The 21,835-nt window shown below is 55.2% G+C and carries 23 protein-coding genes; 17 read left to right on the top strand and 6 right to left on the bottom strand.

The window, feature by feature from the left end; translation table 11 throughout:
- Positions 1-107 precede the first annotated feature (107 nt).
- Positions 108-527, bottom strand: coding sequence for an HIT family protein (locus tag ACFPLB_RS10825; RefSeq protein ID WP_378229472.1), 420 nt, complete (start codon positions 525-527; stop codon positions 108-110).
- Positions 528-624: 97 nt separating this feature from the next.
- Between ACFPLB_RS10825 and ACFPLB_RS10820 the strand changes: the two genes are divergently transcribed.
- Positions 625-954, top strand: a complete 330-nt coding sequence (locus ACFPLB_RS10820; RefSeq protein ID WP_378229470.1) for a DMT family transporter — start codon at positions 625-627, stop codon at positions 952-954.
- A gap of 9 nt (positions 955-963) precedes the next feature.
- Here the strand turns inward: ACFPLB_RS10820 and ACFPLB_RS10815 are convergent, their stop codons facing one another.
- The 3 genes from ACFPLB_RS10815 to ACFPLB_RS10805 are packed head-to-tail and all read right to left on the bottom strand — an operon-like array spanning position 964 to position 3,392.
- A complete protein-coding gene (locus tag ACFPLB_RS10815; RefSeq protein WP_378229468.1) occupies positions 964-2,175 on the bottom strand; it encodes a GNAT family N-acetyltransferase in 1,212 nt (403 codons plus the stop codon).
- A 23-nt stretch (positions 2,176-2,198) separates the two neighbouring features.
- Positions 2,199-2,924 carry a glycerophosphodiester phosphodiesterase gene (locus ACFPLB_RS10810; protein ID WP_378229466.1) on the bottom strand — a complete coding sequence of 242 codons (726 nt, stop codon included), beginning with the start codon at positions 2,922-2,924 and terminating at the stop codon, positions 2,199-2,201.
- Positions 2,925-2,927: 3 nt separating this feature from the next.
- Complete coding sequence (locus tag ACFPLB_RS10805) at positions 2,928-3,392, bottom strand: RidA family protein (protein WP_378229464.1); 465 nt, start codon at positions 3,390-3,392, stop codon at positions 2,928-2,930.
- 138 nt (positions 3,393-3,530) lie between these two features.
- Between ACFPLB_RS10805 and ACFPLB_RS10800 the strand changes: the two genes are divergently transcribed.
- The 16 genes from ACFPLB_RS10800 (at position 3,531) to ACFPLB_RS10725 (ending at position 20,110) form a co-directional block, all read left to right on the top strand.
- Positions 3,531-4,364, top strand: a complete 834-nt coding sequence (locus tag ACFPLB_RS10800; RefSeq protein ID WP_378229462.1) for a cell envelope integrity EipB family protein — start codon at positions 3,531-3,533, stop codon at positions 4,362-4,364.
- A gap of 206 nt (positions 4,365-4,570) precedes the next feature.
- On the top strand, positions 4,571-5,374 hold the full coding sequence (gene rpsB / locus ACFPLB_RS10795; RefSeq protein ID WP_378229460.1) for a 30S ribosomal protein S2: 804 nt from the start codon (positions 4,571-4,573) through the stop codon (positions 5,372-5,374).
- A gap of 144 nt (positions 5,375-5,518) precedes the next feature.
- Entirely contained in the window at positions 5,519-6,439 is a 921-nt protein-coding gene (tsf, locus tag ACFPLB_RS10790) for a translation elongation factor Ts (RefSeq protein WP_378229458.1), read from the top strand.
- A 247-nt stretch (positions 6,440-6,686) separates the two neighbouring features.
- Positions 6,687-7,409, top strand: coding sequence for a UMP kinase (gene pyrH, locus ACFPLB_RS10785; protein WP_378229456.1), 723 nt, complete (start codon positions 6,687-6,689; stop codon positions 7,407-7,409).
- Between the two features lie 80 nt (positions 7,410-7,489).
- Positions 7,490-8,044, top strand: coding sequence for a ribosome recycling factor (gene frr, locus ACFPLB_RS10780; protein WP_378229454.1), 555 nt, complete (start codon positions 7,490-7,492; stop codon positions 8,042-8,044).
- 98 nt (positions 8,045-8,142) lie between these two features.
- Complete coding sequence (locus ACFPLB_RS10775) at positions 8,143-8,877, top strand: isoprenyl transferase (RefSeq protein WP_378229452.1); 735 nt, start codon at positions 8,143-8,145, stop codon at positions 8,875-8,877.
- Positions 8,874-9,698: a phosphatidate cytidylyltransferase gene (locus tag ACFPLB_RS10770; protein WP_378229450.1), complete on the top strand. Its 825-nt coding sequence runs from the start codon at positions 8,874-8,876 to the stop codon at positions 9,696-9,698. The genes ACFPLB_RS10775 and ACFPLB_RS10770 overlap by 4 nt, the downstream gene beginning before the upstream one ends.
- A gap of 104 nt (positions 9,699-9,802) precedes the next feature.
- Entirely contained in the window at positions 9,803-10,939 is a 1,137-nt protein-coding gene (gene rseP, locus ACFPLB_RS10765; RefSeq protein WP_378229448.1) for an RIP metalloprotease RseP, read from the top strand.
- 212 nt (positions 10,940-11,151) lie between these two features.
- A complete protein-coding gene (bamA, locus tag ACFPLB_RS10760; RefSeq protein WP_378229486.1) occupies positions 11,152-13,521 on the top strand; it encodes an outer membrane protein assembly factor BamA in 2,370 nt (789 codons plus the stop codon).
- Between the two features lie 75 nt (positions 13,522-13,596).
- Positions 13,597-14,649 (top strand): UDP-3-O-(3-hydroxymyristoyl)glucosamine N-acyltransferase, encoded by a 1,053-nt coding sequence (gene lpxD, locus ACFPLB_RS10755; RefSeq protein WP_378229446.1) that lies wholly within the window; start codon positions 13,597-13,599, stop codon positions 14,647-14,649.
- Positions 14,642-15,106 carry a 3-hydroxyacyl-ACP dehydratase FabZ gene (gene fabZ / locus ACFPLB_RS10750; protein WP_378229444.1) on the top strand — a complete coding sequence of 155 codons (465 nt, stop codon included), beginning with the start codon at positions 14,642-14,644 and terminating at the stop codon, positions 15,104-15,106. The genes lpxD and fabZ overlap by 8 nt, the downstream gene beginning before the upstream one ends.
- Positions 15,107-15,115: 9 nt before the next feature.
- Complete coding sequence (gene lpxA / locus ACFPLB_RS10745) at positions 15,116-15,946, top strand: acyl-ACP--UDP-N-acetylglucosamine O-acyltransferase (protein ID WP_378229443.1); 831 nt, start codon at positions 15,116-15,118, stop codon at positions 15,944-15,946.
- Positions 15,933-16,832 (top strand): LpxI family protein, encoded by a 900-nt coding sequence (locus ACFPLB_RS10740; RefSeq protein ID WP_378229441.1) that lies wholly within the window; start codon positions 15,933-15,935, stop codon positions 16,830-16,832. Before lpxA ends, ACFPLB_RS10740 begins: the two co-directional genes overlap by 14 nt.
- Positions 16,822-18,015, top strand: a complete 1,194-nt coding sequence (lpxB, locus tag ACFPLB_RS10735; protein ID WP_378229439.1) for a lipid-A-disaccharide synthase — start codon at positions 16,822-16,824, stop codon at positions 18,013-18,015. The genes ACFPLB_RS10740 and lpxB overlap by 11 nt, the downstream gene beginning before the upstream one ends.
- 192 nt (positions 18,016-18,207) lie before the next feature.
- Positions 18,208-19,623 (top strand): magnesium transporter, encoded by a 1,416-nt coding sequence (mgtE, locus tag ACFPLB_RS10730; protein ID WP_378229437.1) that lies wholly within the window; start codon positions 18,208-18,210, stop codon positions 19,621-19,623.
- 100 nt (positions 19,624-19,723) lie between these two features.
- Positions 19,724-20,110: a MerR family transcriptional regulator gene (locus tag ACFPLB_RS10725; protein WP_378229484.1), complete on the top strand. Its 387-nt coding sequence runs from the start codon at positions 19,724-19,726 to the stop codon at positions 20,108-20,110.
- A gap of 70 nt (positions 20,111-20,180) precedes the next feature.
- Here ACFPLB_RS10725 and ACFPLB_RS10720 read toward each other — a convergent pair whose 3' ends face one another.
- Together ACFPLB_RS10720 and ACFPLB_RS10715 are read right to left on the bottom strand one after the other, a co-directional pair.
- Entirely contained in the window at positions 20,181-20,654 is a 474-nt protein-coding gene (locus ACFPLB_RS10720; protein WP_378229435.1) for a methyltransferase family protein, read from the bottom strand.
- A complete protein-coding gene (locus tag ACFPLB_RS10715; protein WP_378229433.1) occupies positions 20,651-21,628 on the bottom strand; it encodes a heparan-alpha-glucosaminide N-acetyltransferase in 978 nt (325 codons plus the stop codon). Before ACFPLB_RS10715 ends, ACFPLB_RS10720 begins: the two co-directional genes overlap by 4 nt.
- Positions 21,629-21,835 lie beyond the last annotated feature (207 nt).

The following is a 21,835-nucleotide window of genomic DNA, read 5'->3' as shown; positions in this document are numbered from 1 at the left end:
GGACTGGAGACGCATTGCCACAAGATATGACAAGCTTGCAGTCAACTTCGCAGCAACATGCTACTTGGCTGCTATCTGCATATGGTGGTCATGATTGAGTCTCGACCCTAGGCCAGCGCAGCGCGGATTTTTTTGGCATTTTCTGCCAGAATCTCCGGTTTTTCCATTTGACCGGAATGTGGTTTCAGGTCGATGTCATCAAAGCGTGGAATGACATGGACATGTAGATGAAACACGGTCTGGCCTGCTGCCGGTTCATTATATTGGGCAATGAAAACGCCATCGGCATTGAAGGCTTTTTTGACGGCACCCGCCATTTTCTGAACCGTTGAAAACAGGGCGCCCAGTGTTTTTGCATCGGCATCAAGCAGATTGCGTGAAGGGGCCTTGGGCAGAACCAGCACATGCCCGGCACCTTGCGGCATCACATCCATGATCGCCACCGTATGCTCATCTTCGTAGACGCGATGAGATGGAATTTCGTCACGCAGGAGTCTGGCGAAAATGTTGGTTGTGTCGTAGGCCATGTTGGTCTGTCGTCCTCTTTTTAAGGGGAAGGATGGGATAATATAAAACGCATGTCATCTCGGATCGACATGTGAATCAAGGGTGAATGCAGTGTTTATGACCTATCTTTACCTGATTGTGGCCATCATATTCGAGGTGGTTGCAACCACGGCCTTGAAGCTGGGCGATGGTTTTACCCGGCTGGTCCCCTCACTGATTACCATTGTGGGATATGGATTGGCTTTCTATTTCCTTGCCCTGACGCTGCGCACCATGCCGGTGGGCATTGTCTATGCGATCTGGAGTGGGGCGGGCATTATTTTCATTACTGCGCTGGCATGGCTGCTGTTTCGACAGGCGCTGGATCTTCCGGCTCTCGTGGGCATGGGGCTCATTCTGGCTGGTGTTCTGGTCATCAACCTGTTTTCCAAATCGGTTAGTGGTTGAAATCGTGTTTTAATCAACGGCAATTTTCCGAAAAGGCGTGTGCTTGCCCAGATAGTCGTGGGTTAACGCCACATCCTGCCGTTCCTGACGCAGATAATCGGCGACCGCACGGCGAAAGCCGGGATGGGCGATATAGTGCATGGAATGGGTGGTAACGGGCTGATAGCCACGTGCCAGCTTGTGTTCGCCCTGTGCGCCAGCTTCCACTGTCTTGAGCCTGTGGGCGATGGCAAAGTCGATGGCCTGATGATAGCAGACCTCGAAATGCAGAAAGGGGTGATCTTCAATGCAGCCCCAATTGCGACCGTAAAGCGTGTCCGACCCGATGAAATTGATGGCGCCTGCAATATAGCGGCCATTGCGTCTGGCCATGACCAGTAAAATATCCTGCGCCATATATTCACTGATCAGCGAGAAGAAATGGCGGTTGAGATAGGGGCGGCCCCATTTGCGGCTGCCGGTATCCATGTAAAAGGCAAAAAAATCGTCCCAGACGGCTTCGCTCAGATCCGAGCCGGTCAGCCAATCAATGGTGATTCCTGAGGCCAATGCTTCGCGCCGTTCTTTCCTGAGCGCCTTGCGTTTGCGTGAGGCAAGGGTGCCCAGAAAATCATTATAGCTGGAAAAGCCTTGATTGAAGAAGTGGAATTGCTGATCGGTACGATGCAGGAAACCGGCAGCTTTTAAGAGCGGCACATCGTCTTGCGGCAAAAAAGTGATATGGGCAGAAGACAATTCCAGTCTGTCGGTGACAAGTTTGACAGCTTCAGCAAGCGCGGCTTTCACAATGGAAGAATTGCTATCTTCTGCCACCAGCAAGCGCGGCCCTGTGGCCGGAGTGAAGGGCACAGAACCCTGCAATTTGGGATAATAGCGCCCGCCCGCCCGCTCAAAAGCATCAGCCCAGCCATGGTCAAACACATATTCGCCCTGACTGTTGGTCTTTGCATAACAGGGCATGGCCCCAAGCAGGCGGCCGTCAGCGTTTTCAAGGCGCAGATGGTGTGGTTGCCAGCCGCTATGGATGCCGACACAGTTTGTTACTTCCAGTGATTTCAAAAATCCATAGGAGATAAAAGGATTGTAGGGGGTGTTCTGCTGTTGTGTCGTGCCGGACAGGCTGTCCCATTCAGCCTGTGTGAAAGCTGACATGCTGGTGGCAATGCGCACCATATGCTTGTCTTTGGCTTCCGCTTTTTCCCGATCTTGATCCTGTGTCATGGTGTTTGTTTAGAGCATTTTGCTCAGGCAAGAGGAAGGGACGGCTCAAAACCTTCAAATGTCATCTGGTCTGCATAACGGGCTGTCAGATCAATGGCTGGCTGGTCGCGAACCGTCCAGGTGATGACCGGCATTGCAAGCCTTTCGCGCACAAAAGAGATAAAGCGGTTCGGCAGATCGGCGGCGGCATAGGAGACAAATGAAATCTCATGCGCCAGCATGGCAAAATGGGCTTCCATTTCATGCTCGTGCTGTCCGCAAGCCGTCAGACCGCCCGCAATGCCGGGCGCATGGCGGGTAAAGTCGCGGATCAGCCAGTGATCAAACGACATGATGGCTACCGGCCCATTGTAACGGGCCAGCCGTTTGCCGACAGCCTCGACAAGCCTGCCATCACGGCCGGGCGTGCCTTTCAGTTCAATGACCAGCGGCGCCTTGCCGCTGACCCGTTCCAGCATGTCATCCAGAGTTGGCACATGATCTTGTGTCGTGCCAACTTTGAGCGCTGTCAGTTCTGCGGCCGTGCGCTGCCAGATGAAACCGTCCTCTCCGGTCAACCGCTTCAGATCATGATCATGAAAAACGACGGGCACGCCATCTGCGCTCAGATGCACGTCACATTCGATTCCATAGCCATGATCGATGGCGGCAGAAAAAGCCGACAGCGTATTTTCCCAACGCTGCTTGTTGAGGTCGTGCAGACCTCGATGCGCGATGGGGCGAGCTGTCAGCCAGGAGAGGGCGGTCATTTTTTACTCGACTTCGATAATGGCCTCGACCTCAACGGCGGCGTTGAGGGGAAGGGCTGCCATGCCAATGGCGACACGGGCGTGTTTGCCGCGCTCGCCAAGGGCTGCGACAAAGAAGTCAGACGCGCCATTGCCGACCAGATGCTGATCGGTAAAACCCATGCCGGTGGCGACATAGACAGTGATCTTGACCAGACGCTTGATCTTTTCCAGATCGCCCAGTGCCGCCTTGGCTTGCGCCAGCACATTGATGGCGCATAATTTTGCCGCTTCCTGACCCGCTTCCAGATCGACATCGGTGCCGAGCAACCCGCTGACGGCAAGCTTGCCATCCTTGATCGGCAGTTGCCCGGAGGGAAACAACAGATTTCCACTGCGCACAAAAGAGACGTAATTGGCAGCCGGTGCTGCTGCCACGGGCAGCGTCACGCCCAGATCACTCAACCGCTTTTCAATTGTTTCGCTCATGGTCATTTCCTATTGCTGAACGGGTTTCTGTGGAAGGTTCGACATAAGGTGCAACTTTTGCCTCGCTTCCGCCATGACTATTTCTATGCTGGCCTTATCGCCACCGTAACGGCTGGCAGCCATAATCGGAGCTTGTACATGCGCAGGTTGCGCCTTGCCTATACCATCTTGTTGCTTCCGATCGGTTTTTCCACCATCCCGGCCCTTGCAGCCCCTGTTTTGCAGCCGCACCGTGCGGTTTACGATGTTTTTCTGGGCAAGGCCTCCGAACGTTCGGGAATCACCAGCATCGATGGCCGCATGGTCTATGAGTTCAATGGCTCGCAATGCGAGGGATATACGGTCCGGTTTCGGCTGGTGACGCGCATTGGCACTGCCGACATGATGCGCATGACCGATCAGCAGACGACCACCCATGAAGACGGGCAGGCAGAGAATTTTTCCTTTGCCACAAAAACCTTCATCGATCAGCAGCCGGAACAGGAGGTGAAGGGAAAAGCCCATCGCCAGAAGGATGGGATCAGCATCGATATCGACCAGCCGGAGCCGGTTGAGGTGAGGCTTGGGGCCGCGCAATTTCCAACGCAACATATGATTGATCTGATCGAGCGGGCGCAAAAGGGTGAGAGTTTTTATGAAACCAGCCTGTATGATGGTTCGGAAGATGCCGATCAGGATATGCTGACCACCATCGTCATCGGCAAGCCCGGCCTGACCGGGCAGGATGATCCTGAAATGTCTGTCCTTTCCGGGTTGGAAAAAGAGGAAAGCTGGCCGGTCGATATTGCTTATTTCAAGCATGAAAACAGTGGCGGCGGTGAAGAGACACCCGATTACCGCATCAGTTTTCGCATGCACTCCAACGGTCTGACACGTAATCTGAAGATGGATTATGGTGATTTTACCATGAATGGCAGGCTGGTTGATCTGGCCCTGTTTGATATGCCGGACCCAAAGGCTTGCAAGAAATAAAGGCTTGTAAAAAATAGGGTGCAAGCCTGCCCCTGTTGCATTTTTTGTCACCGCCCTGTATAGGCGCACCCATTCCACACACGGATTTTGGTTTCGTCTCGGGAGACATCCGAAACGACACCTCCGGTGGCGTGAAAGAATGATCCTGTAAAGGGTGATCTGAAACGCCGGTATCCGTGGAGGCTAACCGGAAAGGAAAACAAAAAATGGCTTTGCCTGATTTCTCTATGCGTGAGCTGCTTGAAGCTGGCGCACATTTCGGCCACCAGACCCATCGCTGGAACCCGAAAATGGCCCCCTTCATCTACGGGGCCCGCAACAATGTGCATATTATCGATCTGTCGCAGAGCGTTCCGCTGCTGCATCAGGCGCTCAAGCAGGTCTCGGACGTGGTTTCGCGCGGTGGTCGTGTTCTGTTCGTCGGCACCAAGCGTCAGGCTTCGGACATTATTGCTGACGCTGCACAGCGTTCGGCCCAGTATTATGTGAATTCCCGCTGGCTCGGCGGCATGTTGACCAACTGGAAGACGATTTCCAACTCGATCCAGCGTCTGCGCAAGCTTGATGAATTGCTGGCTGGCGAAGCTCTGGGCTTCACCAAGAAGGAGCGCCTGAACCTTGAGCGTGAGCGCGAGAAGCTCGACAAGGCTCTTGGCGGCATCAAGGATATGGGCTCGACCCCGGACCTGATGTTCGTGATCGATACCAACAAGGAATCAATTGCCATTCAGGAAGCCAAGCGTCTTGGTATTCCCGTTGTCGCCATCATCGATTCCAACTGTGATCCGGATGTGGTCGATTTCCCGATCCCCGGCAATGATGATGCTGCGCGCGCCATCCAGCTTTATTGCGACCTGATTGCCCGTGCCGCCATTGACGGCATTGCACGCCAGCAGGGTGCGCTTGGCATGGATATTGGCGCTTCAGCCGAGGTTCCGCTCGAACCGGCTCTGGAAGAGGCGCCGGCTGCTGATGCAGCTCCGGCTGTTGAGGCCGCGCCGGAAGCCTGAGCCAAACGCCAGAGGTGCTCTAAGGGGCTTTCTTTTACAAAAAAGCCCGGGCTCTCTGAAATCAGACGCGCTCAAGCGTCCGGGCATGGCGCATCGCTGGTTCTTGGCGGTGCGCATTTTCGTTTCTGAAACAAGAGGCAAATCATGAATATTACAGCAGCAATGGTCAAAGAACTTCGCGAGCTGACCGGCGCAGGCATGATGGACTGCAAGACAGCCCTTGCCGAAAACAATGGCGACATGGAAGCCTCTGTCGATTGGCTGCGCAAGAAGGGTATTGCCAAGGCAGACAAGAAGGCCGGCCGTACCGCAGCCGAGGGGCTGATCGGCGTGGCGCAGGGTGAGCGGGCGGCTGCTCTGGTTGAGGTCAATTCCGAGACCGACTTTGTCGCACGCAATGAGGCATTCCAGGAAATCGTGCGCAATATTGCGTCTGTGGCGCTGGCTTCGGGTGACACGGAAGCTGTTGCAGTGGCCAATTATCCGGGTTCGGACAAGTCGGTGACCGATACGATCAAGGATGCTGTGGGCACCATCGGTGAAAATCTCGGCTTCCGCCGCTCGGCAAAGCTGACAGTTTCGCAGGGCGTGGTTGCCAGCTATATCCATAATGCCGCTGCCGATAATCTGGGCAAGCTGGGCGTTCTGGTCGCCATCGAGACTGCCGGTGATGCCGACAAGGCTGCCGCCTTTGCCCGTCAGGTGGCCATGCATGTTGCCGCAACCGGCCCGCTGGCGCTGGATGTGGAGGCTCTTGATCCGGCGGCCGTTGAGCGCGAGCGCAACATTTTTGCTGATCAGGCGCGCCAGTCCGGCAAGCCGGAAAACATCATTGAAAAGATGGTCGAAGGCCGTTTGCGCAAGTTTTATGAGGAAGTCGTGCTGCTCAAGCAGGCTTTTGTCATGAATCCGGATGTGACCATCGAGCAGGCGCTGAAAGAAGCTGAAAAAGATATTGGTGCGCCAGCCAAGATTACCGCCTATGTGCGTTTTGCGCTGGGCGAGGGCATTGAAAAGGAAGAGAGCGATTTTGCCGCCGAGGTTGCAGCAACCGTAAAGCAGTAATTTACCGCTCTTTAGAGCGCCGTGCGTCCTGTCGGACGCACAAAGGACGCTCTAACTCTTTGAATGAGCATCGGAATTATCCAAAAACCGTTCCACTTTTTGGTCCGATGCTCTAGACACTCTCCCAAGGGCGCTGCGTGACATCGTGGCGCCCTTGGTGTATCGGCGTGTATCGGTTTGGTTCTTCATACAGTCGAGAGGGGCCAGCGCAGTTGATTTTACGGCAATGGTAAACTTTGAGGACTATATGACGGCCACGCTTTCCTACCGACGTGTATTGCTCAAGGCGTCGGGCGAGGCCCTGATGGGGGACCAGAAATTCGGCATTGATGTTTCTGTTGTCGACCGCATCGCCTCTGATATTGCCGAAGCGCGCAAAATGGGCGTCGAAGTGGGCGTGGTCATTGGCGGCGGGAATATTTTTCGGGGTCTGGCCGTTGCCTCCAAGGGTGGCGACCGGGTGACGGGCGACCATATGGGGATGCTTGCAACCGTCATCAATTCGCTGGCTTTGCGCACGTCACTGGTCAAGATCGGTGTGGATGCGGTTGTTTTGTCGGCAATCGCCATGCCTGAATTGTGTGAAAGCTTTTCACAGCGAAAGGCCACCGCCTATATGGATGAGGGCAAGGTGGTCATTTTTGCCGGCGGCACCGGCAATCCGTTTTTTACCACCGATTCGGCTGCTGCCCTGCGTGCTGCTGAAATTGGCGCCGATGCGCTGTTTAAAGGCACACAGGTTGATGGTGTCTATTCGGCTGACCCGAAAAAAGACCCTTTTGCCACGCGCTTTGATCATATCAGCCATGCCGAAGTCATCAATCGCGGCCTGTCAATCATGGATACGGCTGCAATTGCTCTTGCGCGAGAAAACAACATCCCGATAATCGTCTATTCCATCCATGAGCAAGGTGGATTGGGCCAGATTCTAAGAGGCAAGGGCCGTTGCACGGTTGTTGCCGACGAATAAGAGCGGCCAAGGGCTGATAAAGATATTTTTTGAGTTCTGTATACGTTACGAGCCTGAATGAAGAGGCTGAGGAGAAGATCATGAGCGGCAATTTCGATGACCTCAAGCGGCGCATGGATGGCGCAATCAACGCTTACAAGCAAGATCTTGCCTCGCTGCGCACCGGGCGCGCTTCCGGCAATCTGCTCGATGCCGTTCAGGTGCCTGCTTACGGGTCTGCCATGCCGATCAATCAGGTGGCGACGGTTTCGGTGCCTGAACCACGCATGATTGCCGTGTCTGTCTGGGACAAGACCATGGTGGGGGCGGTTGACCGCGCCATTCGCGAGGCAAATCTTGGCTTCAACCCGATTGTTGATGGGACGAATTTGCGCATTCCGCTGCCGGAGCTGAATGAGCAGCGCCGCAAGGAACTGGTCAAGATTTCCCATGGCTATGCTGAAAATGCGCGTGTGGCTGTGCGCCATGTGCGCCGCGATGGCATGGATGGGCTGAAAAGGTCAGAAAAAGACGGTGAAATCAGTGAGGATGAACTGCACAAGCAGTCTGAGCGGGTTCAGAAGCTGACCGATGAGACCATTGCCTCCATCGACAGCCTGCTGAGCGAAAAGGAAGCGGAGATCATGCAGGTCTAGAGCATTTCATCTGTTTTTCATGAAAACAAGAATGCTCTAGAATCAGGACCTGGGCATAAGCCTGATGCAACCCGATCTGTCGATCTGAAAGCGGACATATGACAAGCCCGGCGCATATTGCGATCATCATGGATGGAAATGGCCGCTGGGCAAAATCCCGGGGCTTGCCGCGTGTGGCCGGACACCGGGCCGGCGTGGAGGCTTTGCGCGATGTGGTTCGCGCAGCCCCCGGTCTTGGCATCTCGTTTTTGACCGTTTACGCATTTTCCTCCGAGAACTGGTCACGGCCAAAATCGGAAGTCAGCGACCTGATGGGGCTGCTGAAACTGTTTATTCGCCGTGATCTTGCCGAACTGCACGGCCAGGGGGTTCGGGTCAGGGTGATTGGCGATCGTGAAAGCCTCCAGCCTGATATTCGCAGCCTTTTGGAAGAGGCCGAGACATTGACGCGCCATAATACGGGGCTGACATTGGTGATCGCCTTCAATTATGGTGGGCGTGACGAGATTGTGCGGGCTGTGCGCAAATTGTCCGAGGCTGTTTTGCAAGGTAAAATCCAGCCGCACGATATTGCCGTGCATGATTTTGCCGCCGCCCTCGATACATCGGGCATTCCTGATCCTGATCTTGTGATCCGCACCAGCGGGGAACAGCGCCTGTCCAACTTCCTTCTGTGGCAGGCAGCCTATAGCGAACTGGTGTTTGTGCCATGCTACTGGCCAGATTTCAGCAGCGCCCATCTTGTCGAGGCGCTGCGCGATTTTGCCGGGCGCGAGCGTCGCTTTGGCGGATTGTCGTCACAGGAGGCCGTATCATCGGCTTTGGCTCGATGAGCAATCTGCAACTAAGAATCATTTCTGGTCTTGTGCTGGCGGCTGTCGCGCTCACACTGACCTGGATTGGCGGCGTGCCTTTCCGGTTGCTGGCGGTCGCCATTTCAGCGGCAATCTTTTATGAATGGGTGCGCATGGCGGGCTCCAGAAACAGGCGGCCCGGCATCGTAGGGTTGCTGCCGGAAGCCTGCATGGCACTGCTGTTGATTGCGCTGTGCATTGGTGTGGCCGCACTGCCCTTTCTCGTTCTGACATTGGTGGCCGTTATTCTTGTTGCAAGTGTAAGTTTGATACGCGGCTGGGGCGCATGGGATGCAGCAGGCATTGCCTATGCAATATTGCCGGGCTTTGCCCTGGCTTTTTTGCGTGGAAGCGAACAGGCCGGATTGCTGGCCATCCTGTTTTTATTTGCCATTGTATGGGCAACCGACACGCTGGCTTATTTTGTGGGGCGCGCGCTTGGCGGGCCAAAGCTGGCGCCTGCCATTTCTCCGGGTAAAACATGGAGCGGGGCGATTGGCGGCACGATAGCCGGTGTTGTCGCCGGGCTTGCGGTTTCTGTTCTTGCGGGTCTTGATCATTATGTTCTGCTTGGGGTGGCCGGGTTTGTCCTGTCTGTTGGCTCGCAGATTGGCGATCTGTTTGAATCCTGGGTCAAGCGACGGCATGGGGCCAAGGATTCCAGCCAGCTCATTCCCGGCCATGGTGGTGTGATGGACCGCGTTGACGGGTTGGTGGTGGCGGCATTGGTGCTTTACGTGCTCGGCAGTGTTGTGGCCACCTCAATAAATTCGCCTGCGCAGGGGCTGTTTGGCGTCTGATATTCCGGTCTTTGATGCAAAGTCATGATCTTGCCGGTTTGGCGCATCATTTTTGTTGAAATCCATACCGTCATGGAGTTTTTGGGGCGGACAGAGGACTTGATTTGAACGAATTTCTGCATGCCCTGTTCAGCACGGATGGCCTTTTGGTCGGCACGCTTGTGCCGTTTTTATTCGTATTGCTAGTGGTCGTCTTCGTTCATGAAATGGGCCATTATCTGGTTGGGCGCGCCTGCGGCATCGGTGTTCAGGCTTTTGCCGTGGGGTTTGGACCGGAGCTTTTGGGCTTTAACGACCGGCGCGGCACGCGCTGGAAGCTGTGCGCCATCCCACTTGGCGGCTATGTGAAATTTGTCGGCGACATGAGCGTGACCTCAAACCCTGCGCAGACGGATGACGGGTTGAGCGAGACGCAGCGCCGCATGGCCTTTCACACACAGGCATTGTGGAAACGTGCTGCAACCGTTTTTGCCGGGCCATTGTTTAATTTCCTGCTGACCATCGCCGTTTTTGCGGTGATGTTTTCCATTCATGGTCGCTATGTGGCTGAACCCATGGTGGCCACGGTCAATGCTGGCAGTCCGGCTGAAAATGCCGGTATCATGCCCGGTGATCGCTTTATCAGTGTCGATGGAACTAAAGTTGAGACATTTGCCGATGTGCAGCGTCTGGTTTCTGGGCGCGGGGGCGATGCGCTGACATTCGTGATGTTGCGAAATGGCCGTGAGGTCAGCCTGACGGCCACACCGCAGCCGATGGAGCAGGAAGATGCGCTTGGCAACAAGATCAAGGTCGCGGTTATTGGTGTGGTCAATGACCAGACATTGGGCCAACCGCGCCTGATTACCTATACGCCGACCGAGGCGCTTGGTACGGCCGTTCTGGAAACTGGCCATATCATTGCGCGCACCGGCCAGTTTTTGAAACGATTCGCTGCTGGCCGGGAAGACAAGTGCCAGCTTGGCGGGCCGGTAAAAATTGCCGGCATGTCGGCGCAGGCCGCCAAGCTGGGCTTTGAATGGCTGGTGCAACTGATTGCCTTGCTGTCGGTGGGAATCGGTATTCTTAACCTGTTGCCGATTCCGCCGCTGGATGGCGGGCATTTGCTATTTTATGCGGTTGAAGCGGTTCAACGGCGGCCTGTATCAGAGCGCATGATGGAATTTGTCTACAAGGCAGGCATGCTGCTTGTTTTGACTTTTATGGGCTTTGTGTTCTGGAATGATTTGTTCGGCTGTTGAAATTGTGAACAAATTCTGGATATTGGGCAGCGTGTTGAGAAGCTGTTTACCATGCTCCAGAATATGCGTGACGTGAAAGCAACGCTGAGGCTTTAAGTAAACACTAATTAACCAGAAGCCTTGCGTGTAGGGAAAATCCGGTTAATACGGTATGGCGAATTGTCGGCAAGTCCGGCTTCTTGCCGTGGAATACGAGAAGGTAAATGAGCCCGATGAAGGCAGCATCCAAGTTTTTGAGCGCCGCTTCTGCGTTGGCATTGTCCACCGCTATGGTCGTTCCCGCCGCATTCACTGTGCAGATGGTGTCTGTTTCCGCTGCTGAGGCGGCTGTGGTGAATCGCATCGAAGTGCGCGGAAATTCGCGCATCGATGCCGATACGATTCGCAATCAGGTTTCGATCAAGCCAGGTCGCTCCTTCTCCGGCTCCGATGTCGATGAGGCAGTCAAGACCCTTTTTGGCACCGGAATGTTTTCCGATGTGCGTATCAATCAGGTCGGCTCGTCGCTGGTTGTGACGGTTTCGGAGCATCAGGTCGTCAATCAGGTACTGTTTCAGGGCAACAAGAAGGTCAAGGACGCGCAGCTGAATGCGGCAGTTCAGCTTCAGCCGCGTGGCGCCTATTCGCAGGCTGCCGTTGATGCCGATGTCGAGGCGATCCAGGATGCCTATCGCCGTGTCGGGCGCGAGGAGGCGACGGTCACCAGCCAGGTGGTCGATCTTGGCGATAACCGCGTCAATGTCGTCTATAATATCAATGAGGGCGGGCGCACGAAAATTGCCGCCGTCAATTTTGTCGGCAATCAGGCCTTCAGCCGTGGCCGTCTTGCCGATGTGATCAACACCAAGCGTTCCAACTTCATGTCGTTCATGTTGCGCGATGATGTCTACAGTGAAGACAAGCTGCGCGCCGACGAGGAATTGCTGCGTCGTTTCTATTACAATCGCGGCTATGCCGATTTTCAGGTTTTGTCGTCCTTTGGCGAACTGGATGAGGCGTCAAACAAATATACGGTTACTTTTACTATTGATGAGGGGCCGCGCTATACATTCGGCGATGTCAGCGTCGATAGCTCGATCCCCGAGATCGAGGCTGCTTCGCTTCAGTCGCAATTGCAGAGCCGTGCGGGCGCTGTCTATAGCGCCAAGGCGGTGGAAGACAGCCTGATTGCGCTGACCGAGACTGTGGCTGAACGTGGTTATGCCTTTGCGCAGGTCACGCCGCGGGGTGATCGTGATTTTGAAAACCGCACCATTTCCGTGGTCTATACGGTCGATCAGGGCGCCAAGGCTTACATTGAGCGTATCGAGATTCGCGGCAACAGCCGTACCCGCGACTATGTTATTCGTCGCGAGTTTGATCTGAGCGAGGGCGATGCTTTCAATCAGGTTCTGGTGCAGCGGGCGAAAAAGCGCATCGAGGGGCTTAATTATTTTGAGCGCGTGGAAGTTTCCACAGTTCCCGGTGCCGAACCCGATCAGGTGGTTCTGGTTGTCGATGTCGTCGAAAAATCGACAGGTGAATTCTCTATCGGTGCAGGTTATTCCACAGGTGGCGATACGCCCGGTGCATCGGTGCAGGGTTCGGTTACCGAGCGCAACTTCCTGGGTCGCGGCCAGTTTATCCGTCTGTCAGCGGGTGGCGGCAAGGATTCGCGCGACTTCATGGTGTCGTTCACCGAGCCTTATTTCCTTGGTCGTCGCATTGCTGCCGGTTTTGATATTTTCAAGTCGACGCGTGAATACAAGCGCTATGAGAGCGAAGTAACTGGCGCAACAGTTCGCTTCGGCCTGCCGATCACCGACAATATCTCGACGCAGCTTGCCTATAATTATTCGCAGGAAAAATACGATTATCGTGATAACTGTGTGGATGATACTACCGGATTGTATGATCCAGCATGTGGATTGCCTAAGGCTATTCAGGATGCTGTTGACTTCGGTACCTGGGAAAAATCTTCGGTCAGCGCCAATCTGGTCTATAACACCATCGATGACATGAAGAGCCCGCATTATGGCTTCTATGCCAATTTGGGCGCGGAAGTGGCGGGTCTTGGTGGGGACGCGAAGTTCGTGAAGTTCACGGCGCGTGGCACAGCCTATCATACGCTGTCTGATGAGATGGATATTGTCGGTCTGGTGACTGTCGGGGCCGGGCATGTGCAGAGCTATGGTGACCGCGAATTGCGTGTATTTGACCATTTCAAAAGCAATGACCGCATCATTCGTGGTTTCGACTATAATGGTATCGGGCCTTACGACATCGGTGCGGGTAACGATGGTCATTTAGGTGGAACGACCTATTTCCATGCCACGGCTGAAGCGCAGTTCCCGCTTCCGGCCATTCCCGAAAGCTTTGGTCTGCGCGGTGCGGTCTTTGCTGATGCCGCAACGCTTTATGGTAACAAGACAACTGGAGCGACATTGGTTTCTACTGACATGGAATGGCGTGCTTCGGTCGGTGTTGGTCTGACATGGGATTCACCTTTCGGTCCGCTGCGTCTTGACTATGCAGTGCCGGTTGCCAAGGAATCGACCGACAGGGTGCAGGAGTTCAACTTCGGCATGTCGACGCGGTTCTAAAAACAGCTTGTGACGGCGGCTTCGGGCGGTCACGCCAGGAGCGGACTGTCCGCGCCAGCGGGATAGTGCTTCAAAATGTCCGATCCGGTGTTTTTTGTGCCGTCACGCCGTTTTACGGCGGGCGAAATTGCTGTGCTGACGGGCTCGACGCTGGCCAATCCTGCCTATGCCGATACAATTATCGAGACGATTGCCTCGGCCACGGAAGGCGGAGACCATGCGCTGGTCTTTGTCGGCGAAAAGCGACATGCAGATCTGATGACGGATTTGCGCGCCGCAGCGGTGCTTTGCCCCATCGAACTGGCTGACAAGGCTCCGGCAGGCATTGCCGTTCTTGTCAATCCGCGCGCCCAGCAGGCTTTTGCTCTGGTTGGCCGCACCCTGTTTCCCGCCGCCGCCACACCGGTCCCTGCCACAAGTGAGCGTGGAATTTCTTCCCAGGCTCATATCGACCCGACAGCCGCTATAGAACCAGGTGCCATAGTCGAGGCGGGCGCCGTTATCGGCCCGGATGTGGCAATCGGATCGGGTACGGTCATCGCTCCCAATGCGGTGATTGGCGCTTCGTGCCGCATTGGCCGCAACAGCTATATCGGTCCCAATACGGCTGTGTCCTATGCGCTGATTGGAGACAGGGCCATTATTCATGGCGGCTCCAGCATTGGGCAGGACGGGTTTGGCTTTGTCGGCGGCGCCAGGGGGCCGGAGCGTATGCCCCAGATCGGGCGGGTCATCATTCAAGATGATGTCGAGATCGGCTCCAACACGACGGTGGACCGCGGGGCAATGGCGGACACCATTATTGGCGAAGGCACCAAGATCGATAATCTGGTGCAGATTGCCCATAATGTGAAGATTGGCCGTGGCTGCGTGATTGCCGGTCAATGCGGCATTTCAGGTTCAGTGACATTGGGCGATTTTGTCCGGCTTGGCGGGCGCGTTGGTATTGCCGACCACATCACGGTTGGTGACAGGGTAGAGGTGGCGGCCTCTTCGGGCCTCATGTATGATATTCCCGCGGGAGAGCGTTGGGCGGGGATGCCGGCGCAGCCAATGCGCGATTTTTTCCGCGAGCTTTCCGCTATTCGCACATTTACGAAATCTTCCAAGAGGAACAGGAATGGCTGACGTGGCTGGCGCCGTGCTTGAAACGGCTGACATTCAGGAACTGCTCAAGCTTTTGCCACATCGCTACCCGTTCCTGATGATCGACCGCATTGTCGAGATCGATGGTGATGATGCTGCGGTCGGCATCAAGAATGTGACGATCAACGAGCCGCATTTTCTGGGTCATTTTCCCGGCCAGCCGGTAATGCCGGGGGTGTTGATCATTGAGGCGATGGCGCAGACTGCGGGTGCGATCTGTATTCGTCGGGCCAATACGGACAAGCCGTCGCTGGTTTATTTCATGACCATTGACAACGCCAAGTTCCGCAAGCCGGTTGTGCCGGGCGATCAGTTGCGGATTCAGGTGCGCAAGCTCAAGAAACGCGGCAATATTCTGAAATTTGCTTGCGAGGGGCTTGTCGAGGGCGCAAAAGTTGCGGAAGCCGAAGTTTCGGCAATGATGGTCGAGAACGGCTGACGAGGACCAATGGAAAATCAGACATATATACATCCGTCCGCCGTTGTGGAAAGCGGCGCACGGATTGGAACGGGTGTGCAGATTGGCCCTTTTTGCTATGTGGGTGCGGATGCAACAATCGAAGACAGGGTTGAACTTGTCAGCCATGTGTCGGTGCTGGGGGCTACGACCATAGGGGCTGGCACAAAAGTTTTCCCGATGGCCACGCTTGGGGCTGCGCCGCAAAATGCCAAGCATAAGGGGGGGCGCACAACGCTGATCATTGGTCCCAATTGCACGATCCGCGAAGGCGTGACCATGCATACGGGTACAGATACCAGCCATGGCGAAACCCGTGTGGGCGCCAATGGAAATTTCCTTGCCTATGCCCATATTGCGCATGACTGTGTGGTGGGTGCCAATGTGACATTTGCCAATGGGGCAACACTGGGCGGCCATTGCGAGATTGGCAACAATGTCAATATTGGCGGCCTGACGGCCGTGCACCAGTTTGTGCGGGTGGGGGATAATGCCTTTATTGGCGGCTGCTCGGCCGTGGTGGGTGACATTATTCCTTTTGCCATTGCAGCAGGCAATCGCGCCAAGCTGCGCGGCCTGAACATTATCGGTCTCAAGCGTTCGGGACTGGAGCGTGCGGAAATTCATCTTTTGCGCCGCTGCTATCGTACCCTGTTTGATCCTGCCCGGCCGGTGGCGGAAAATGTTGAAATTGCCAAGGCCGAGTTTGCCTTTTCGGCAATGGCGATGAAAATTGTTGATTTCATCGACCATCGGGGCAAGCGCCAATATACGGTGCCGCCGCTGAAAAGCGGCGCCAGTGATAGCGATGCCGAGGACTGAGACGTCATCGGGCCTTGTCCATGGGGCTGATAGCCGGGTTGGCATCATTGCCGGTGGTGGAGCTTTGCCGGGCACGATTGCGCAAAGCCTGAAAAAACAGGCAAGCCCTCCTTACATTTTGATGGTTGAGGGCGAGACTGATCCTGATTCCGGTCTTGAGGACTATGATCATGAGGTGATGGTGCTGGAAGATGCGCCTTCGCTTGTCGGGCGCTTGCGCCGCCAAAACATCACCCATGTGGTGATGGCAGGTGAAATCAAGCGGCGGCCGCGTCTTGCTGCCATGCGGCCCGGATTTGGCATGTTGCGATATGTGCCAGCACTTTTACGTGCACTATCCAGCGGTGATGATGGCTTGCTGCGCTTTGTCGTGACATGGCTGGAGGACAATGGTTTCAAGGTGGTGGGTGCGCATCAGATCGTGCCTGATCTTCTGGCAATGCAAGGTCAGTATGGAAAAATTGCACCACAAAAGGCCGATTGGCCCGACATTGAGGCAGGGCGCATTGCTGCTGAAGCCATTGGTGCGCTCGATATCGGGCAAGGGGCGGTGGCCATTGGCGGGCGCGCCATCGCGCTGGAAGGCATAGAAGGCACCGATGCCATGCTGGTGCGTGTGAAGGATTTGCGCGATCATGGCCGCCTTGCCGGAAAGCGGCGTGGAGTTCTGGTCAAATGCTCAAAACCCGGCCAGGAATTGCGCACGGATCTGCCCTCGATCGGACCGCGCACCATTGACGCGGCTCATGCCGCCGGCCTTGCCGGTATTGCCGTCGAAGCGGGAGGCTCGCTAGTGCTGAACGGGCCTGAAATGATTGCCCGGGCCGATGCGCTGGGCCTGTTTGTTATCGGCTTGCCGCCGGGGGAGGTGGAGCATGGGCAGTGAACAGCCTTTGCGCATCGCCATTGTGGCCGGAGAAGAATCCGGTGATCTGCTGGGCGCTGATCTCATTCGCGCGCTGGAGCAGCAGGCAGGGCGCAAGATTGAGCTGGTTGGCGTTGGCGGGCGGCATCTGGAAGCGCTGGGGCTAAAATCTCTTTTTGATGCAAATGAAGTGGCGCTGATGGGAATCAGCGCCATTTTGCGTGATCTGCCGCGTCTTTTGCGCCGTATCGGCCAGACGGCCAAGGCAATTTCGCAGGCCAAGCCGGATTGTCTGATCACCATCGACACACCTGATTTTTCCCTGCGGGTTGCCAAAAAAGTGCGGGCAGTAACACCTTCCATTCCCATAATCCACTATGTCTGCCCAAGCGTGTGGGCATGGCGGCAGGGCAGGGCAGCCGCCATGCGGCCTTATGTCGATCGTATTCTGTGTATCCTGCCCTTTGAAGCGGGGGAACTGGAACGGCTTGGCGGCCCCCCCGGAACCTATGTCGGGCACCGGCTGACACAGGATTTAGGTGTTGCAAGCGCCTTCGCTGCACAAAACAGGCCGCGGGACCTGGCGCCAGAGCGCACCAAAACACTGCTTTTATTGCCCGGTTCCCGGCGCAGTGAAGTGGGCCGCCTGCTTGAACCCTTTGGCCAGACGGTCAATGAGCTTCATGCGCGTGGTCATAATTTGCGTCTTATGTTGCCGACAGTTCCACATGTCGCTCCCATCGTGGAGAAAATGGTTTCCAACTGGCGGCAGAAGCCGGAAATTACCATCACGCAGGATGAAAAATGGCAGGCTTTTGGTCGGGCGGATGCTGCCTTGATTGCATCGGGAACCGTTTCGCTGGAACTGGCCCTGTCGGGGGTGCCGATGGTCTCGTGTTACAGGCTTGATCCTGTTGTCAAACCGCTTGCGCATCTTCTTTTGAAAGTCTGGTCCGGGTCTTTGCCAAATCTGATTGCTGACCGGGCGATTGTGCCGGAATTTTATGATCATCTTGTGCGCCCGCAAATGTTGGTGCGCCAGCTTGAAGCCCTGTTCATGGCAGGTGCAATGCGGGACTGGCAAAAGAGTGGTTTTGACGAGGTGCGCCGCCGGATGGCGACACAACTGCCTGCCGGTGAGATGGCGGCTGAACTGGTTCTAGAACTTGTTGCTCAGAAAAACTGCCGCCTTTCAAACAGGTGAGCATGTTAGATTTTGAATCAACTTGCTTGCCTTTTGAATCGAGAAAATTCTGCAATCATTTGTTTTCAAAAGGCTTTAAGGGCTTGTTTGCCTGTCTGGATTTTTAAAAAACTTCTTTTCCGGTCTTGTTAGTTTGTCTCGAAGTGCGTTACGGAGAAGCCGGTCTGTAACTTCAAGTCGCGTGAGGCAGCCTTGCAAGGTGAGAGTGAACAAATTGCCGGGCTGTCGCAAAATGCGACACATAGCGACATCTATGATGATGACGGCATTATCCGTGCATCGTTTCTTGCCCATATCGGTGCGGCGGTTGCAGATAATGACACGCTAACCCTCAAGCGGGATGTCGCTTCCCTGCATGAGTCCGAGATTGGCGACCTTCTGGAAGCCTTGCAGCCTGATCAGCGTCGTTTGCTGGTTGAATTGCTGGGGGCTGATTTCGACTTCTCGGCGCTGACGGAAGTGGATGAGGCGATCCGCCTCGCCATTGTTGAAAATCTTCCCAATGCGCAGATTGCACAGGCCGTTCAGGAACTCGATTCTGACGATGCGGTCTATATTCTGGAAGATCTGGACCAGGAAGATCAGGATGAGATTCTGGCGCAGCTTCCGTTTACGGAACGGATCAGGCTGCGGCGGTCACTGGACTATCCGGAAGAAAGTGCCGGTCGGCGTATGCAGACCGAATTTATTGCGGTGCCGCCATTCTGGACGGTCGGCCAGACCATCGACTATATGCGCGAAGATCAGGACCTGCCTGATAGTTTCAGCCAGATTTTTGTCATCGACGCCACGTTCAAGCTGCTGGGGGCCGTTCATCTCGACCAGATTTTGCGCACCCGGCGCATGGTGAAGGTCGAAGATATCATGCATGAAACCCGCCATGCCATCCCAGCGACGATGGATCAGGAAGAGGCGGCGCGTGAATTTGAGCAATATGACCTTTTATCGGCGGCTGTCGTCGATGAGGATGAGCGGCTGGTCGGTGTTTTGACCATTGACGATGTGGTCGATGTCATCCAGCAAGAGGCTGAAGAAGACCTTTTGCGTCTTGGCGGCGTTGGTGATGAAGAACTGTCTGACAACATATTGGCTGCTTCGCGCTCGCGTGTGCCGTGGCTGCTGGTCAATCTGTTTACCGCTTTTCTGGCCGCTTCCGTTATCGGGCTTTTTGACCAGACGATTGAGCGGGTGGTGGCGCTGGCCGTCTTGATGCCGATTGTGGCGGGCATGGGCGGCAATGCGGCTTCGCAAACCATGACGGTGACAGTGCGTGCGCTAGCCACCAGAGATCTCGATATTTACAATGCGTGGCGTATTATCCGGCGTGAAATGGGTGTCGGCTTCATCAATGGCATCATCTTTGCCGTGTTGATCGGCATTGTCGCTGCGACATGGTTTGCCGATTTCCATTTAGGCATTATTATTGCCACCGCCATGATCATCAATATGTTTGTGGCGGCATTGGCGGGCATTCTCATTCCGCTGGTGCTTGACCGCTATGGGGTTGACCCGGCGGTTGCCTCCGCCGTTTTTGTGACCGCTGTTACCGATGTGGTCGGCTTTTTTGCCTTTCTGGGACTGGCCTCGCTCTGGTTCAGTTTTGGCTGAAACAAGAATTTAGAACAAAATTGACTTTTACGTAAGCGCCATATGGGTTCTTCTATCTTATGTGAACCGGTCAGGAAGGTCGTGCGGTTACAGAATGCCGATGCTGGAATATTACACCATTACTGAACTGACGCGGGAATTCGGAGTTTCCACCCGTACCTTGCGATTTTACGAGGATGAGGGGTTGATCCAGCCTCATCGGCGCGGACGAACCCGGCTGTTTCGGCCCTCCGATCGTCATCTCATTCGCCAGATCTTGCGTGGCAAGCGGCTGGGGTTTTCGATCAGCGAGATTCGCCAGATCATCGAAATATACAAGGGGCCACCGGCGGAGATTGGCCAGCTTCAGCAGATGATCCGGCATGTTGAAGAAAAGCGTGAACAATTGCGCCAGAAACGCCGCGATCTGGAGGATATGCTGGCGGAACTGGACCGGGCAGAAGAGGCCTGTGTCGAGCGCATGGCTGAACTTGGTGTCACCACCTGATACCAGCATTTTGCAGCCAGATGGCCACATCTGGCGTCGTACAAATGCGACTAAAGCGTGTTGCGATCATTCAAATCCAGCGACGCACCTTTTTTGAATAATCGCGATATTTGCGGCCAAATTTCAGGCCTAAAACCTTTTCCTCAAACTCGATGACGAGTTTTTGTGTGAGTGCGGCAGCAATCAGCGCCAGTGGTAAAAACCACCAATTGCCTGAGATGAAGCCGATGCCGAACAGCAGCCATGTATTGCCCAGATAGATGGGGTTACGGGTGATGGAAAACGGCCCGCTGGTCAGCAGACGACTTGGTTCTCCGAAAGGGTTGAGTGTTGTTTGGGCGCGCCGCATGGCCCGAAATGATGAAATCCAGAGGGCCGCAGCAGCAAAAACCAGCAGCCATCCAATGGCATAAAGTATATTGGCAAATGGACCCGTAAGGCGTGGCAGGGGCATAAACAGGCCAGCCAGGATACTGACGGCGATGGCTATAAGATAAAGCAGCGGTGGCCAGGGAATTTTGCGCCACGCCGGAATATCCTTCATTCTTCTTCTCCCATCACTTTCATATCCGTTTCCAGCGTGCAGATGGATGCCAGTTCCCCAAGGCGGCTGGATTGTCTGGCAGTTTGCGCGCCGCGCATCACATTGTCGAGTGCGCCCTCATCTTGCAGGGCGTTGAACATGCAGGTGCAATAGGTGGTGCAAAAAATCTGATCCCGGCTTTCAAGGCAGGAATGCTCACAGGCGTGGGCAAAGCCGGTTGCGGGGTCGGGTGCAGGGGCGGGCCAGATCAGGGCAAACAGCCACAGGCCGGCAATCAGTACTGGCTGGTGCAGAAGATAAAAGGCCAGGCTGTGCTGCCCGATTTTTACCAGCAGCCGCCCCGGCATCCGGGTAAACTTGCCACCAAGGCGAGCCAGCAGGCCAAAGCTTTGCGCAAACCGGGTGGCTGCCATTCCGGCTAAAACAGCGGCAAACCACGGAAACAACGGAACATAATCATTGGAGCGTGGAGGCATAAGTGAAAGACCGACCCACCATAAAGCCGGGTGGTCAAACAGGGGCTGGCGCAGATAATGGGGGGCGCCTGCCACCACAAGGGCGGCAAGCACCAGTGCCCATGCCCGAAAGCGCAGAAAGGCAAGGCCCAGCACACTGGCCAGCGCAATATGATGCAATATGCCAAAGAAGATGAAAGAGTGAGGCGTAGCAAACCATGTTGCGAGGGTGATGGCGCTTGCGGCAGCCACAATCATGGCCAGTCGCTTGCCAAAGCCCTGCCAGCGTATGCCATTACCATGGGCAAGCACGAGGCTGACACCGACAAGGAACAAAAAGCTGGACGCAATACAGCGTGCGTAAATCTTCCAGCCGCCGAATGCGGTCAGGCCGGGGGTTACATAGTTAAAAAATTCCAGATCCCAGGTGAAATGATAGCTCACCATGGCCAGCAGCGCGATGCCGCGTATGGCATCAATCCATTCAATGCGGCGCGATAATTGTATGGCTGGTTGCATCAAGGCTCCCAATGTGGCGGCAAAAACAGGCTGGGGTGGACTATGTCTGATTCGTCTTGTGTGCTGCGGCTTGCCTTCAGGGTGAGTTTCAGCATGGCTGTTTGATGCCTGTCGTGCAAATAAAATGGCAACGGGTTGGGCCAGAGCCGAAAAGTCTTTGGACACTCTCGTGTTTCCGCCTTTACAGGTCGGTTTCTCCATCACCAA

The sequence above is a fragment of the Aquamicrobium segne genome, from assembly GCF_042656785.1.
Lineage (GTDB): Bacteria > Pseudomonadota > Alphaproteobacteria > Rhizobiales > Rhizobiaceae > Mesorhizobium > Mesorhizobium segne.
The sequence above is the reverse complement of the archived record's forward strand: the minus strand, read 5'-3'. Positions and strand labels throughout refer to the sequence as shown.

Coding starts and splice junctions, on each gene's coding strand:
- tsf (WP_378229458.1), top strand. CDS start 5,519: ATGAATATTACAGCAGCAATGGTCAAAGAACTTCGCGAGCTGACCGGC.
- lpxB (WP_378229439.1), top strand. CDS start 16,822: ATGGGCAGTGAACAGCCTTTGCGCATCGCCATTGTGGCCGGAGAAGAA.
- ACFPLB_RS10740 (WP_378229441.1), top strand. CDS start 15,933: ATGCCGAGGACTGAGACGTCATCGGGCCTTGTCCATGGGGCTGATAGC.
- ACFPLB_RS10720 (WP_378229435.1), bottom strand. CDS start 20,654: ATGAAGGATATTCCGGCGTGGCGCAAAATTCCCTGGCCACCGCTGCTT.
- ACFPLB_RS10725 (WP_378229484.1), top strand. CDS start 19,724: ATGCTGGAATATTACACCATTACTGAACTGACGCGGGAATTCGGAGTT.
- bamA (WP_378229486.1), top strand. CDS start 11,152: ATGAAGGCAGCATCCAAGTTTTTGAGCGCCGCTTCTGCGTTGGCATTG.
- ACFPLB_RS10815 (WP_378229468.1), bottom strand. CDS start 2,175: ATGACACAGGATCAAGATCGGGAAAAAGCGGAAGCCAAAGACAAGCAT.
- ACFPLB_RS10805 (WP_378229464.1), bottom strand. CDS start 3,392: ATGAGCGAAACAATTGAAAAGCGGTTGAGTGATCTGGGCGTGACGCTG.
- fabZ (WP_378229444.1), top strand. CDS start 14,642: ATGGCTGACGTGGCTGGCGCCGTGCTTGAAACGGCTGACATTCAGGAA.
- pyrH (WP_378229456.1), top strand. CDS start 6,687: ATGACGGCCACGCTTTCCTACCGACGTGTATTGCTCAAGGCGTCGGGC.
- ACFPLB_RS10825 (WP_378229472.1), bottom strand. CDS start 527: ATGGCCTACGACACAACCAACATTTTCGCCAGACTCCTGCGTGACGAA.
- ACFPLB_RS10820 (WP_378229470.1), top strand. CDS start 625: ATGACCTATCTTTACCTGATTGTGGCCATCATATTCGAGGTGGTTGCA.
- ACFPLB_RS10775 (WP_378229452.1), top strand. CDS start 8,143: ATGACAAGCCCGGCGCATATTGCGATCATCATGGATGGAAATGGCCGC.
- rpsB (WP_378229460.1), top strand. CDS start 4,571: ATGGCTTTGCCTGATTTCTCTATGCGTGAGCTGCTTGAAGCTGGCGCA.
- lpxA (WP_378229443.1), top strand. CDS start 15,116: ATGGAAAATCAGACATATATACATCCGTCCGCCGTTGTGGAAAGCGGC.
- frr (WP_378229454.1), top strand. CDS start 7,490: ATGAGCGGCAATTTCGATGACCTCAAGCGGCGCATGGATGGCGCAATC.
- ACFPLB_RS10800 (WP_378229462.1), top strand. CDS start 3,531: ATGCGCAGGTTGCGCCTTGCCTATACCATCTTGTTGCTTCCGATCGGT.
- ACFPLB_RS10810 (WP_378229466.1), bottom strand. CDS start 2,924: ATGACCGCCCTCTCCTGGCTGACAGCTCGCCCCATCGCGCATCGAGGT.
- lpxD (WP_378229446.1), top strand. CDS start 13,597: ATGTCCGATCCGGTGTTTTTTGTGCCGTCACGCCGTTTTACGGCGGGC.
- ACFPLB_RS10715 (WP_378229433.1), bottom strand. CDS start 21,628: ATGCAACCAGCCATACAATTATCGCGCCGCATTGAATGGATTGATGCC.
- ACFPLB_RS10770 (WP_378229450.1), top strand. CDS start 8,874: ATGAGCAATCTGCAACTAAGAATCATTTCTGGTCTTGTGCTGGCGGCT.